Here is a 13,867-nt window from a genome sequence, read left to right on the forward strand (position 1 = left end):
TTTAATTACTTCACACAAATCACATTGAGTAAGGATGTACCCGTGAGCTGATTCGGTTCTCGGTCGGCAAACAAGCCCTTCTTATCTTTACCCCAGTAAGGCAACTGCAGCGGCCAATTGTTTTTCTCCATCACCCCTGATGCACGCAGTGTTTTGAAGTCCGAGACACTCGCCAAGTCCATACTCAGTTGCTGACAGACCTTTTTCGAGCTCGCATAGTTTAAGCGGTTCCAAGGCTTTCCATGTTCCATGTAGAACTGGTTGTTGTTCTCGATTAAATACGGCACCACAAATGTCTTGCCCTTCAATACCGTTTTCAAACGCACTTCAACGTTGTCGTTCTTGATAGTTGGTTGAACAGGCTTGGTCATCTTAGCTGACTTAGCGGCTACTGGTTCTGGTTGCTTTGACTTGGACGCGACTTTCGCAGGTGCCTCTTTTGTCTTAAATGCGTCCGTATTCGCACGAGTAGCGGCTACTGGAGCAACAGGTGTCACAGGCTTTGCCTTCGCAGCAGGTTTCGGCATCGGCTTAGTTTGCTTCACTGGCTCTGTCGTACCTTTGCCAACCACACGAATAAAGGCTTCTTTGTATGTCGACAAGGTTTTGACTCGCTGTAAGTCCTGCGAGGCTTTGGCAAATTCAGTATAAGGACCAATAAGACATCGGTAGCTTTTTTGCTCCGGCTTCATCCAAACATCCGTGGTGATTTTGCCGTAAATCGGCTTGGCTTTGGCCAAAGACATCGGTTTTGGCAATAGACCACATTGGATCCAGAAGAAATCATTGCCTCCCTGCGGCACTTTCTTTCCCCATAACCCTTTCCCGATCGGACAAGATTGCTCAAGTACTGGCAGTTCTTTGTTACTCGCTTGAGAAGCTTGGCAAAGAAAATCCTCCGCGAATACCGGTGTCGAAAATTGGGCGCACGCCAACAGCAATCCAAGGCTCAAGCCGGATTGGACGATACGAGAGGAGTGTTGTGCCTTCTTCATTTCCATACGCTTCACTCTGAACAGTAGGTGATGAAATTATCGCGACAAAGCGTCAATAAAACATGAATAAAAAGTGATAAGCAAAAAAAGAGCCGGAATTGCATCCGGCTCTCAGTTTAGAAAGAATTTTATGAAATAGGCAACGTATAGGTGCGTATTTTAGTGATTAACCCTTGTAGATTTTCGGGTTGAACACGTCACGTAACCAGTCACCTAATAGGTTGATAACCAATACCAGCGTTACTAGCACGATACCTGGGAAGGCAGTAATCCACCATGCACCAGAGAAGATGTAGTTAAAGCCGATGCTGATCAAGGCACCCAGTGACGGCTGGTCGACTGGTAGACCCAGACCAAGGAATGACAGTGCCGCTTCCGACATGATTGCGTTCGCTACCTGTACTGTCGAGATAACCAAGATTGGCGATAGACAGTTCGGCAGAATATGACGGAACATAATGCGAGGTGCTTTAAAGCCCATCACACGCGCCGCCTCGACGTATTCTTTCTTCTTCTCTGCCAATACCGAGGCGCGAATGGTACGCGCGTATTGCGGCCATTCTGCCACGCCGATAATCACCACTAGCATGACCACTGCATATTGACTGTAAAAATCACTGCCAAAGCTGGCTTTGAAGATTGCCGAGACGATGATCGCCACCATCATGGTAGAGAACGACAACTGTACGTCTGCAAAACGCATCAAGAAGCTATCGATACGACCGCCGAAGTAACCTGCAGACAAGCCAATGATGATGCCCAGAACCAACTGAAGACCCACCGCAAGAAAGCCGATAGTCAGAGACAAGCGAGAGCCGTAAAGAATGGTCGATAAAATATCGCGGCCTTGCTCATCGGTACCTAACACAAAGCGCTCATCGCCATCTTCCATCCAAGACGGTGGCAACTCAGAATCCATGATGTCGATGGACGTCAGATCGTACGGGTCTGTCGGAGCCAGAATTGGTGCAGCCAATGCCAACACTAAGAACATCATAAAGACGGTAAAACTTGCCATCGCAACTTTGTCGCGCTTGAAGTAATACAGAAAATCTGACTCTTTAAAACGCTGCCACGCTGACGGTGCGGCTGCAGGAGCTGGTGTTACATTTGATTGGCTCATGATTAAGCTCCTTTTCCAGTTAGGTTCACAGTTGGGTTGATGATGCCGTACAACAAGTCAACGATGGTATTGGTTACCACGAAGATCAGACCAACAAAGATAACGTAGGCAGTGATCAGCGGTGTATCTACACGGTTGATTGCCTCTAGGAAAAGGAAGCCTGTACCCGGCCATTGGAACACGGTTTCAGTAAGAATGGTGTAAGCCACCATAGTACCAATCTGCACACCACCGACCGTCAATACAGGTAGCATGGTGTTCTTAAGTGCATGTTGGTAATAAATCTTTTGTAAGTTCAGGCCTTTTGCTTTGGCGAACTTAATGTATTCCGAGCTCAGTACTTCCAGCATTTCTGAACGTACCAGACGGATGAACAACGGCAGCATGATAGACGCTAGCGCAATACACGGCAGGATAAGGTGCTTGATACCATCAATGGTAAAGAAGCCAGATTCCCAACCGAGCACATTAGCGGTCTCGCCCCGTCCGTAGGAAGGGAGCCAACCGAGTTCTATGGAGAAGACGTACATCAGCATGATTGCGGTTAAGAACACCGGAATCGAGATACCAACACTACTCATCGCCATAACGAATTTAGTAAAGATACTCTTCGGGTGGATCGCGGAATACACCCCAAGTGGTATAGAGAAAACAATAATGATGAGCGTCGCACCAAACACGAGCTCTAGCGTTGCCACCAGCTTATCGAGAATCACCTCAACCGCAGGTCGCTTGAAGAAGTAAGATGTACCTAAATCACCTTGTAGCGCATTGCCCACAAAGCGAGTGTACTTTGTGATAAAGGGATCGTTCAGGCCCAGTTCGTCACGTAGCGCTTGACGCTCCGCTTCTGAAACCGACTGACCTACAAGCTCACGCAGCGGGTCACCCAGGTTATCCTGAATGGCAAACGCCACCAAACTGATCACAAACATCACTATCAGTGCCTGAAACAGGCGCTTGACCAGAAACGAAAACATTCCTTGCCCCTTAACTATCCATAGATCTCTATTCAGAGAGAAAATTCAGTCTGTAAAACCAACTCAGTCCGACTGAAACAAAACTGAGTCGAGTGCTTTAAGTTGAGGAGGGACATCCATCCCTCCTCAAAATCGACTAACCGTGATTATTCAACCACTAGGTCACCGAAGTAAGGCATTACCATTGGGTTAACGATGTCTGCCGCTTTCACGTTAGACTTCGCACCCCACGCTTCACTTTGCCAGTGTAGCGGTACGAATGCTGCGTCGTTGTATAGTGTTGCTTCTACACCTTTCAGCATTTCTGCACGTTTCGCAGGATCCGTTTCTACGTTCGCAGCTTCAACCACTTTGTCCATTTCTGGGTTTGAGTAGTAACCACAGTTGTACTGACCACGGCCCGTTTCTTCGTTACGAGTCATGGTTAGGAACTCGTTGAAGTTCGCTGAATCTTCCGTATCTGAGTGCCAACCGATCATCAGCATGTCTGCCGCACACTTGTCGAACTCTGGCCAGTATTGCGCTTTTGGCATCGTCTTCAGATCAACCTTGATGCCGATCTTAGACAGCATTGCCGCCGCTGCTTGCGCGACTTTCGCATCGTTCACGTAACGGTTGTTTGGCGCGATCATCGTTAGCGTTAGGCCATCTTCGTAGCCCGCTTCTTTCATCAGTTCTTTCGCTTTCTTCAGATCGTAGCGAGGAACCAGTTTGTCATCGTGACCTACGTAACCTGCCGGGCTTTGCTGACCAGCTGCCGTTGCGAAGCCTTTCATGATTTTCTTCACGATGCCTTCGTTATTGATTGCGTGAACAATCGCTTGGCGAACGCGAACGTCTTTCAGTGCTTCGTTGCTGTTTTGGTTTAGTTGGAACGTGATGATACGAGTACCAGGTAGCGTTACTAGATCGATGCCGTCTGCATCTTTCACACGTTTGTGATCGTTTGGCGCAACAGGGTGAATCATGTCAACGCCGCCAGAAAGTAGCGCTGCTACGCGAGTCGCGTCTTCTTTAATTGGTACAAGCGTTAGCTTATCAACGTTACCTTTCGACTCTTTGTCCCAGTAGTCTTTAAAGCGTTCGAATTCCACTTTTACGCCCTGCTCACGAGAAGTCACAATGAATGGGCCCGTGCCAGATACGTTAGTCGATGCAAATGAGTTACCGTGCTTCACTAGCTCAGACTTGTCTTTGCCGTCTTCTGTCTTACCAGAGTAGAACTTGCTGTCCATTGGGAAGATGTAAGTCGCCGTTTGTAGCACAAGTGGGTAAGGACCTTTAGTCACTAGATCCACTGTGTAGTCGTCAACCTTCACGATTTTTTCGTACGGGTCGAAGATAGCTTTGAAATCTGGAGAGCTTTGTAGACGTTCGAAAGTCCATACTACGTCGTCCGCCGTCATGTCATTACCTGAGTGGAACTTAACACCTTGGCGTAGCTTGAAACGTACCGTTGTATCGTTCACACGTTCCCAGCTTTCTGCTAGACGAGGTTCAAAGTCCATGTCTTGTGTGAAACGAACTAGTGGATCAAATACCATGTGTGACATTTGCAGCGTACCACCTGATAGCTGCTCATGCGGGTCTAGCGATACTGGGTCAGCGGCGTAGCCAACTTTGATATCTGCTGCCATTGCGTTAAAGCTTAGGCCCGCTGCCATTAGCGCCACTGCTAATTTGCTTTTCATGGTTTTCATTTGCATAACTCCTTCATGCGGGAATTCGAATCCCTTGTTGTGTTTGCGTCTTTGTTATGACTAAGGTTTGTTGACCTTGATAGTCAGCCAAGCGAAAAACTTGGTTTATGCCGTTTTGATTTCTTCTCTCAAACCCGTGAATTCAGGCATCAGAGAAATCAGTTTCTTGCTGTATTCGTGCTGAGGAGCGGTAAATAACTGCTCAGTTGGCGCCACTTCCAGTAGCGTACCCATCTGCATCACGCCCACTCGGTCACACATTTGGCGAATAACCGGTAAGTCGTGGCTGATAAACAGCATGGTGAGGTTGAGCTCACTTTGCAGATCTTTTAGCAAGTTCAGAATTTGTGCCTGTACCGATACATCCAACGCTGATGTCGGTTCGTCACAAATCAGTAGTCGAGGACGGGTCGCCAGTGCACGCGCAATAGAAATACGCTGACGCTGACCACCGGAGAATTCATGAGGGTATTTCACGCCCGCCATTTTGCCCAAACCTACGTGATCAAGCAGGTCATTCACAATCTGACGCGTTTCCGCTTCATTCTTAGTGAGCTTATGGAAACGAATTGGCTCCGCGATGATGTCGAAAATCTTCATACGCGGGTTCATTGAAGTGTATGGGTTTTGGAAGACCATCTGCATTTGACGACGCAGTGGACGACGCGCTTTTTCTGATTTCAGTGCCGTTAAGTCAATGCCCTCAAAACTTACTTGGCCTGAGTTTGGTTCATACAAACCTGCAATCACACGTGCGATGGTCGATTTACCTGAGCCAGATTCCCCCACCAAGCCAAACGTCTCGCCTTCGTGTACTTCAAAGCTGACATTGTTCGAGGCCTGCACGTATTCGCGGCGGCTTTCAAACAACGAATCTTTGGTCACGAAGCGTAGGTTTACGTTCTTCACATCCAATAGAGGGCCGGCGTAGTCGCGTTGGTCTTGGCTTTGACCTAGCCAGTGGTTCTTGATGTCCAGTTCTTGTAGCTCTGTTGCTTCTTCGATGTAGCTCACTAGTGGGAAGCGATCGAGTTTAATGTCAGAACGAGGAACCGCAGAAATCAAGCTGCGTGTGTATGGGTGGTCAGGATCGCCCAATACCTTAGCGGTTGGGCCAAATTCAACCAAATCACCACGATACATTACCGCAACGCGGTCAGTCACGTTTGAAACCACACCCATGTCGTGCGTCACCAACATACAACCTACGTTGTTCTTGATACACAGTTCACGGATAAGGTTTAGGATTTGGTCTTGGATTGATACGTCGAGTGCCGTAGTTGGCTCATCGGCAATGATCAGATCTGGCTCACCAGCCAGTGCGATAGCAATAACCACACGCTGACGCATACCGCCAGAGAATTGGTGTGGGTACTGTTTAAGACGGTTTTCAGGTTGCGGGATGCCAACCTGCTGCATAAGAGAAAGCGCGCGTTGATACGCCTCTTCATCCGACACCTTCATGTTAGCGTGGATGGTCTCTTTCAATTGCTGCTCAACCGTAAATAGAGGGTTAAGCGAGGTCATTGGGTCTTGAAAGATAAAGCCAATCTTAGAGCCGCGAACCTTACGCATCGCTTCTGGCGTCAAACCAGAAATTTTCTCCCCATCAAGGTACACATCGCCGCTGGCAACACGACCCGGAGGACTAAGCAAATCAATAACGGCGTTACCAACGGTGGATTTACCCGCACCTGATTCGCCAACAACACCCACAATTTCGCCACGATCGATATGAAAAGAAAGCGATTTCACGGCCGCATGGACACCGTGACGGGATGGATATTCAATACGAAGGTTTTTCACCTCTAATAGTGACATTTCAGACCTCTACTGCCTTGTCTGTGGTATCGAATCGCGCAATGAAAGCGCCATTCATCACCTGAATGAATCCGTTCAAATTCAGAATAATACTCTGAAATCTTAATGCGGAGACAATTTGGCAAAAATTACACAAAAAAGCAACAATTAAAGTATATTCCGCCTAAAAAACATTATTTACACGCACAATGAGCGAATAGAAATGCATTAACAAGTATTTAACCATTTTCATAGCACACCATTTTTGTGCGTTACGCACCAATAAAAACAGAAAAATGCTCTAAATTTACGCATAAACTCACTATTGATAGTATCCCTATTATTCACACGTCATTATTAACATTTGCCAAACAATATTCCGTTCTTATTGGGATTTTTCGACATAAAATGTTACTAACAAAATAGTCTGCATACATAAAAAGCCAAAATTCCCCTACACACATAGAGGTGAAAACGTGAGCAGATCTGCAAAACAAATGAAATCTGTCACCTAACCGAGGTTATGCGTCAGTTATGCGATTTTGTGATTAAGCTAATTTTCTATGGATTGAAAACGCTCTTTGAACTGGGGGCTTTGGTGGGGGAAAAGAGAAGATCAGCCATCAGTTTTGCGCTTTCCACTGTCATTTTGAGTGAGATAAGAGATAATCAAACTCTAACGTCGAGTAGTGAATGAAGGAGCCCCTGTGCTTAAAGCGATATTTTTTGATATGGACGAGACTTTATGTGGCACATCTCAAGCCGATAAAGTAGCAGGACAAGAGTTTGCCGACTGGATTGCTCAAACTTACCCTCAGGTCGCTGACTCCACAGCCTTCGTGCAACGCTACTTACAAGGTGTGTATAAGAAGCTAAACGACGAATTCCCTCAGCTTATTGCTCTACTGCCAGATGAAAATGCGTTCCGCTGCGGTTTAATCCAAACCATCTTGGCAGAACAAGGTATCGAGATCGATGCAGAACAAGCGCAGCAGGCACAAAGCTTCTTCGATTCAGCTCGAATGGGTGCTTTTACCTTCTTCCCAGGCGTGAAGGAAATGCTGACTGAGCTACGCCAACACTACAAATTGGTGGTAATCACTAACGGTCCTATCTTCTCCCAACATCCAAAACTCAAAGCAACACAAATGAGCGAATGGGTTGATCACATTATCGTTGGTGGCGAAGAGCCCGAAGAGAAGCCTGCTGCAAGTATCTTCCATAAAGCACTCAACCTTGTTGACGCAAAACCAGAAGAAGCGATTCATATTGGTGATTCTCTACCAGCCGATATTGCGGGTGCCAACAACATGGGTATTCTGAGTGTGTGGGTTAACGAAGCAGGCGCAGCGAATCCAACCGATATCAAACCAAGCTATGAAGTGAAGGAGACGGTTGAACTGAATGAAATTCTAAAAACGCTCGCTCAATAAAGCACTCAACTCAAGAAATACAAAGCCCTAGCTATCGTGCTGGGGTTTCTTTTATCAGCTCGAACAGCATTTGGATCATGGGTGGTCAAAAGCTCCCAGAGCTGTACATTTTTGGCAGAATTAAAAATAGAGTGAAGATTTTTGAGAATAAGAAATGGAAAAAGCCCCAGTCTTTCGACTGAGGCTTCAACTAATGGTCGCTGAAGAGCCATATTCTAACTTCAGGCGAACCCCACTTGGGTTCAAACCCATTAAAATACTGCCGACTCATCTAGTCCAAGCAAGATCATAAGCTCTAAAACGACGAAAGCCTGCTAAAAAGCAGGCTTTCTAATGGTGGTCGGTGAAGAGCCATATTCTAACTTCAGGCGAACCCCCTCTTGGGTTCAAATCCATTGAAATATTGCCGACTCATCTAGTCCAAGCGATATCACTAGCTCTAAAACGACGAAAGCCTGCTAAGAAGCAGGCTTTCTAATAGTGGTCGGTGAAGAGGGATTCGAACCCCCGACCCTCTGGTCCCAAACCAGATGCGCTACCAAGCTGCGCTATTCACCGAACTGTATTTACTGATTCTCTCAAATCAGACAGGATACTTCAACTAAGAAGTCACCTTAATTAATGGGGTGGCTAACGAGATTCGAACTCGCGACCACCGGAATCACAATCCAGGGCTCTACCAACTGAGCTATAGCCACCATCAATTTTTGCTGTTTACCGCTCTATTATAGCCATAAACTAAATAGTGGTCGGTGAAGAGGGATTCGAACCCCCGACCCTCTGGTCCCAAACCAGATGCGCTACCAAGCTGCGCTATTCACCGACGAATTTTGTTTCGACTCTTGGGATATCTGAATCAAAACTGGAAACTTCATTAACTTAATGAGTTACCGAAATAATGGGGTGGCTAACGAGATTCGAACTCGCGACCACCGGAATCACAATCCAGGGCTCTACCAACTGAGCTATAGCCACCACTATGTTCGTGCCTTTGATTTGTATTCCGGAATGGCACGCCCGAAAGGATTCGAACCTTCGACCTTTGGCTCCGGAGGCCAACGCTCTATCCAACTGAGCTACGGGCGCATGCCCCATCGGCGGAGAGGAATAATACGGATATCACACTATGCCGTCTAGTACTTTTTTTACTTTTTTTCTCGTTTGGTCTCTTTTTCGACAGTTATCTGCCTTTAAAGAGAATTTTTGATGTGATTCACGCCCTGTCATGGATAACTTGTTGTTTATTGCAACAAGTTATCGGGATATAATCACCCATTATTTACATTGATTTAACAGCTGCAACTTGGTTGTTTAATCACTCTAGACCGTTAGATAAGGTTTTCTGCTCACTATAGAAGCAATCGCGTAAAACTTTCTCCAACGGCTCTAAATACTCTAACTATATAAATAGGTAAGTCACTTACCTCGGGAATGTGAAGTGGGTTTAATGGATATGTCTCGACGAATGATTAGCGTTTTGTTCGCTGCCTTAACTTTCTCTACGGCAGCTTTAGCTTCTGACATCAGCCAAACTGAATACGATGCGATCGCAGAACGCATCAAACCTGTCGGTGATGTTTATCTTGCAGGAGCAGAACCAGTAAAAGCAGAGCCAACTGGTCCACGTGATGGTGCGTCAGTTTACGGTACTTTCTGTATTGCTTGTCACGCATCTGGCGTGAACGGCGCGCCGAAAACTGGTGATGCTGCAGATTGGGCACCACGTATTGCACAAGGCAAAGACGTGCTGACTAACCATGCAATCCAAGGCTTCAACGCGATGCCTGCTAAAGGTACGTGTATGGACTGTTCTGATGACGAAATCATCGCAGCCATCGACCACATGATTGAAGGTCTATAATAAAGACATCAACGAAAAAGGCTTACCATATGGCAAGCCTTTTTGTTTTTAGTTAGTCGTAACAACGCTGCACTACTTCTTAAACATTGCTCGAATATTGGCGATGTGTGCTTGGCCTTTTGCCATACGCTCTTCTGCCGATACTGGCTTTTTGTTTACTTCCCATTCAACGTCATCAAATGGCAGCTCATCTAAGAAGCGGCTTTGCGTCGGCTTGATCAATTCACCAAACTGTCGACGTTCCTTACACATGGTAAAAGTCAGCTCGCGCTGCGCACGGGTAATACCCACGTACATTAGGCGGCGTTCTTCTTCAACGTTGTCTTCATCAATACTGGTTTGGTGCGGCAGAATACCCTCTTCCGAACCAATCAAGTACACGAACGGGAACTCGAGGCCTTTCGAAGCGTGCAGTGTCATCAATTGAACCGCATCGCTGTCTTCATCTTCTTCACCACGTTCCATCATGTCGCGTAGGGTAAGACGTTGAACCACCTCTTTTAGCGTCTTCTCTTCTTGGTCGTAGTTGTCGCCTTCTAGATCGGCCACAATCCAAGAATAAAGGTCAGAAACGTTCTTCATACGCATTTCAGCCGCTTTCGGGCTTGCTGACGTTTCGTATAGCCAATCTTCGTAATGAATATCACGTACAAGTGAACGCACCGCTTCAACCGTATCGCCTCGCTCAGCTTGATCAGCAATAGCTACCAACCATTGCGTGAAACGGCGTAGGTTCTCTAGGCCACGGCCGGTTAGGTGCTGTTCCAATCCCATTTCAAAGCTGACTTCAAACAAGCTCTTACCACGCATGTTGGCGTAGCTACCCAGCTTCTCTAGAGTCACGGGACCAATTTCACGACGCGGCGTATTCACAATACGTAGGAACGCGTTGTCATCATCTGGGTTCACCAATACACGTAGGTAAGCCATGATGTCTTTGATCTCTGCTCGAGCGAAGAAAGACGTGCCGCCAGACAGTTTGTATGGCACACGGTTTTGCATTAGTGACTTTTCAATCAAACGTGATTGGTGGTTACCACGATACAAAATCGCATAGTCTTTATATTCGGTGCGGTTGAGGAACTTGTGCGCAATCAATTCACCCGTTACGCGCTCCGCTTCGTGCTCTTCATTTTTAGCCAGTAACACTTTGAGCTTTTCACCGTCAGGAATTTCTGAGAACAACGATTTCTCATACACATGTGGGTTATTCGCAATCAAGATGTTAGCTGCACGCAGGATACGGCTAGTCGAACGGTAATTTTGCTCCAACTTAATCAAGCGCAAATTTGGATAGTCTTCACCAAGCAACACCAAGTTTTGCGGTTTAGCGCCACGCCATGAATAGATAGATTGGTCATCGTCGCCTACAACAGTTAAACGACCGCGCTCGCCAACGATGAGCTTCACCAAATCGTATTGGCTGGTGTTGGTATCTTGATATTCATCCACCAATAAGTAACGAATGCGGTTTTGCCAGCGTTGGCGCACTTCTTCGTTATTACGCAGCAGTTGCACGGGTAGGGAAATCAAGTCGTCAAAATCAAGCGCGTTGTACGCCTTCATCTGCTTTTGGTACATCTCGAAGCAGAACGCAAACAGCTGTTGTTGCTCACCTTGAGCCAGCGCCTTGGCTTGCTCCGGTGTCAGCATGTCGTTCTTCCAGTTCGAGATTGAACTCAAAAGTTGGCGCAACAAGTCTTTGTCACCATCAAGCTGCTTCTCTGTTAGCTCTTTGAGTAGCGCAAGCTGGTCTTGGTCATCAAACAAGGAGAAGCCCGCTTTCAAGCCAAGATGCTTGTACTCACGCTTGATAATGTTCAGCCCTAACGTGTGAAACGTCGAGACCATCAGGCCTTTCGATTCAGATTTACCTAACGTTTGGCCAACACGCTCTTTCATCTCGCGTGCCGCCTTGTTGGTAAAGGTTACCGCAGCAATATTACGTGCCTTGTAGCCACATTGCTGAACCAAATAAGCGATTTTATTGGTAATAACACGAGTTTTACCCGAACCAGCGCCCGCTAGCACCAAGCATGGGCCTGATACGTACTTAACGGCTTCGTCTTGTCTGGGGTTCAGCTTCATAAAAATTCTCTGCGGGTGGAAATAGTGGCGCCTATGATAAAGGGGTGAGTGTGTGAAAGCTACGGTCATTTTCACGTAATTTTTACACAGAGAGTTGCAACATTTTGTTGCATAACTGACCAGTCTTTGCGCTATAATGAATGAACGTTCATTCATTGGGTGGTGTGGTTATGACCTATAACACTACTGGAGATAAATACGAGCAAATCATCGCAGCTGCCGAACGCTTAATTGCTGAATCGGGTTTTCATGGTCTATCCATGCAAAAACTCGCAACTGAAGCAGGTGTCGCAGCAGGCACGATTTATCGATATTTCTCAGATAAAGAACATCTTTTAGAAGAAGTCCGCCTTACCGTTACCAAACGTATCGCGGAGGCCGTTCAAGCGGATGTTCATGACGATATGCCCCTGAAAGAGCGTTACCGCACTATGTGGCTCAATATTTGGCACCTTGCTGGATCAAATTTAGACACCTTAAGTAATCGTGTCCAATATGAATCACTGCCTTGTGGAAATCGTAAAAGTACTCGGGAACTTGAAAGGCAAATGTTTGCCCAAGTAGATCGTCTTTTTAATCAAGGCAAAGTGGAAGGGGTATTTAAACCTCTCGATAACGAAATTCTTTCAGGGTTAAGTTTCGAAGCTAGTGTTGCGCTTGCTAGAAAACATGCTTTGGGATTTTATCAGTTGGATGAAGACGCGTTGGAAGCAGCCGTTGAAGCCAGCTGGGATGCAATTATTAAACACTAACTTGGAGTTCTTAATAGAATGAAAAAGTGGACTTTCTTTATGTTACTTATCGCGATTCTTCTGTTCGGAAGCGTGATAGGTTTCAACTTATTCAAGCAACAGAAAATTGCTGAATACATGGCGAATCGTCCAGAACCAGAATTCCCAGTAACCGTAACAGAAGTACAAGCGGTTGATTGGGTTCCTGTTATCGAGGCGATCGGCTTCATTGAGCCTAACCAAGGTGTCACTGTTGCGAACGAAACCAGCGGTGTGATCGATAAGATTTCTTTCGACTCTGGTACTCAAGTTGAAGAGGGCCAGCCTTTGGTTCTTCTAGACTCTGAAGTAGAAATCGCAAACCTTAAGAGTTCTCAAGCTAAACTGCCAGCGGCTCAAGCTAAGTACAAACGCTACCAAGGCCTTTTCAAGAAAGGTTCTATCTCTAAAGAAGCGTATGACGAAGCAGAAGCAAACTACTTCTCACTGAAAGCGGATATCGAAAGTCTTAAAGCGACCATCGACCGCCGTGAAATCAAAGCGCCTTTCGCTGGTGTAGTTGGTATTCGTAACGTTTATCTTGGTCAATACCTACAAGCAGGTACTGACATCGTGCGTCTTGAAGACACATCAGTAATGCGCCTGCGTTTCACCGTACCTCAAACAGACATCTCTCGCATCAAGCTAGACCAAGAAGTAGACATCTTTGTTGATGCTTACCCTGATAAGCCATTCAAAGGTTCTATCTCTGCTATCGAGCCTGCGGTTAACGTTCAAAGTGGTCTGATCCAAGTTCAAGCTGACATTCCAAACAGCGATGGCAAACTTCGTAGCGGTATGTTCGCTCGTGCAAACATCATTCTACCGAAGTTAGAGAACCAAGTAACACTGCCACAAACAGCTATCACCTTTACCCTATATGGCGACAACGTGTACATCGTAACTGAAGAAGACGGTGAAAAACGCGTTAAGCAACACGTGGTAAAAGTGGGCGAGCGTACTAAAGACATCGCGCATATTCTAGAAGGCGTGAAACCAGGTGATGTAGTGGTAACGTCGGGTCAAATCCGTCTAAGTAACCACGCGAAAGTGACCATCGTTGAAGATTCGGCACTGACACCACCTGCTGAAACACCAATGCTTTAATTGGAGGCAT

The 13,867-nt window shown here is 46.4% G+C and carries 10 protein-coding genes and 5 tRNA genes; 4 read left to right on the plus strand and 11 right to left on the minus strand.

What is annotated here, in order from left to right:
• Positions 1 to 5 precede the first annotated feature (5 nt).
• The 5 genes from ACLIIY_RS14855 to ACLIIY_RS14875 form a co-directional block, all read right to left on the minus strand.
• Positions 6 to 1,001: an SPOR domain-containing protein gene (locus ACLIIY_RS14855; RefSeq protein WP_434527835.1), complete on the minus strand. Its 996-nt coding sequence runs from the start codon at positions 999 to 1,001 to the stop codon at positions 6 to 8.
• A gap of 160 nt (positions 1,002 to 1,161) precedes the next feature.
• Complete coding sequence (locus tag ACLIIY_RS14860; protein WP_005533496.1) at positions 1,162 to 2,118, minus strand: ABC transporter permease; 957 nt, start codon at positions 2,116 to 2,118, stop codon at positions 1,162 to 1,164.
• Between the two features lie 2 nt (positions 2,119 to 2,120).
• Positions 2,121 to 3,098, minus strand: a complete 978-nt coding sequence (locus ACLIIY_RS14865; RefSeq protein ID WP_020196664.1) for an ABC transporter permease — start codon at positions 3,096 to 3,098, stop codon at positions 2,121 to 2,123.
• A gap of 146 nt (positions 3,099 to 3,244) precedes the next feature.
• Positions 3,245 to 4,798, minus strand: coding sequence for an ABC transporter substrate-binding protein (locus ACLIIY_RS14870; RefSeq protein ID WP_009705433.1), 1,554 nt, complete (start codon positions 4,796 to 4,798; stop codon positions 3,245 to 3,247).
• Positions 4,799 to 4,903: 105 nt separating this feature from the next.
• Complete coding sequence (locus ACLIIY_RS14875; protein ID WP_039841159.1) at positions 4,904 to 6,619, minus strand: ABC transporter ATP-binding protein; 1,716 nt, start codon at positions 6,617 to 6,619, stop codon at positions 4,904 to 4,906.
• A 686-nt stretch (positions 6,620 to 7,305) separates the two neighbouring features.
• Here ACLIIY_RS14875 and ACLIIY_RS14880 point away from each other — a divergent pair.
• Positions 7,306 to 8,031: an HAD family hydrolase gene (locus ACLIIY_RS14880; protein WP_434527836.1), complete on the plus strand. Its 726-nt coding sequence runs from the start codon at positions 7,306 to 7,308 to the stop codon at positions 8,029 to 8,031.
• 481 nt (positions 8,032 to 8,512) lie between these two features.
• Here the strand turns inward: ACLIIY_RS14880 and ACLIIY_RS14885 are convergent.
• The 5 genes from ACLIIY_RS14885 to ACLIIY_RS14905 all read right to left on the minus strand — a co-directional run bounded on the left by ACLIIY_RS14885 (position 8,513) and on the right by ACLIIY_RS14905 (position 9,117).
• Positions 8,513 to 8,589 (minus strand) — tRNA-Pro (locus ACLIIY_RS14885).
• 64 nt (positions 8,590 to 8,653) lie between these two features.
• Positions 8,654 to 8,729 (minus strand) — tRNA-His (locus ACLIIY_RS14890).
• 48 nt (positions 8,730 to 8,777) lie between these two features.
• Positions 8,778 to 8,854 (minus strand) — tRNA-Pro (locus tag ACLIIY_RS14895).
• 76 nt (positions 8,855 to 8,930) lie between these two features.
• Positions 8,931 to 9,006: transfer RNA gene (locus tag ACLIIY_RS14900), tRNA-His, on the minus strand.
• Between the two features lie 34 nt (positions 9,007 to 9,040).
• A tRNA-Arg gene (locus ACLIIY_RS14905) sits at positions 9,041 to 9,117 on the minus strand.
• 361 nt (positions 9,118 to 9,478) lie between these two features.
• Here ACLIIY_RS14905 and ACLIIY_RS14910 point away from each other — a divergent pair.
• Entirely contained in the window at positions 9,479 to 9,892 is a 414-nt protein-coding gene (locus tag ACLIIY_RS14910) for a c-type cytochrome (RefSeq protein WP_005434644.1), read from the plus strand.
• Positions 9,893 to 9,964: 72 nt separating this feature from the next.
• Here the strand turns inward: ACLIIY_RS14910 and rep are convergent, their stop codons facing one another.
• Positions 9,965 to 11,980, minus strand: coding sequence for a DNA helicase Rep (gene rep, locus ACLIIY_RS14915; RefSeq protein WP_009705430.1), 2,016 nt, complete (start codon positions 11,978 to 11,980; stop codon positions 9,965 to 9,967).
• Between the two features lie 170 nt (positions 11,981 to 12,150).
• Here rep and ACLIIY_RS14920 point away from each other — a divergent pair, with 170 nt between their 5' ends.
• On the plus strand, positions 12,151 to 12,732 hold the full coding sequence (locus tag ACLIIY_RS14920) for a TetR/AcrR family transcriptional regulator (protein WP_009705429.1): 582 nt from the start codon (positions 12,151 to 12,153) through the stop codon (positions 12,730 to 12,732).
• Positions 12,733 to 12,750: 18 nt separating this feature from the next.
• Positions 12,751 to 13,857 carry a multidrug efflux RND transporter periplasmic adaptor subunit VmeC gene (gene vmeC, locus ACLIIY_RS14925; protein WP_199459587.1) on the plus strand — a complete coding sequence of 369 codons (1,107 nt, stop codon included), beginning with the start codon at positions 12,751 to 12,753 and terminating at the stop codon, positions 13,855 to 13,857.
• The last annotated feature ends 10 nt before the right edge of the window (positions 13,858 to 13,867 follow it).

The organism is Vibrio sp. K4 (assembly GCF_051122595.1).
Lineage (GTDB): Bacteria > Pseudomonadota > Gammaproteobacteria > Enterobacterales > Vibrionaceae > Vibrio > Vibrio owensii.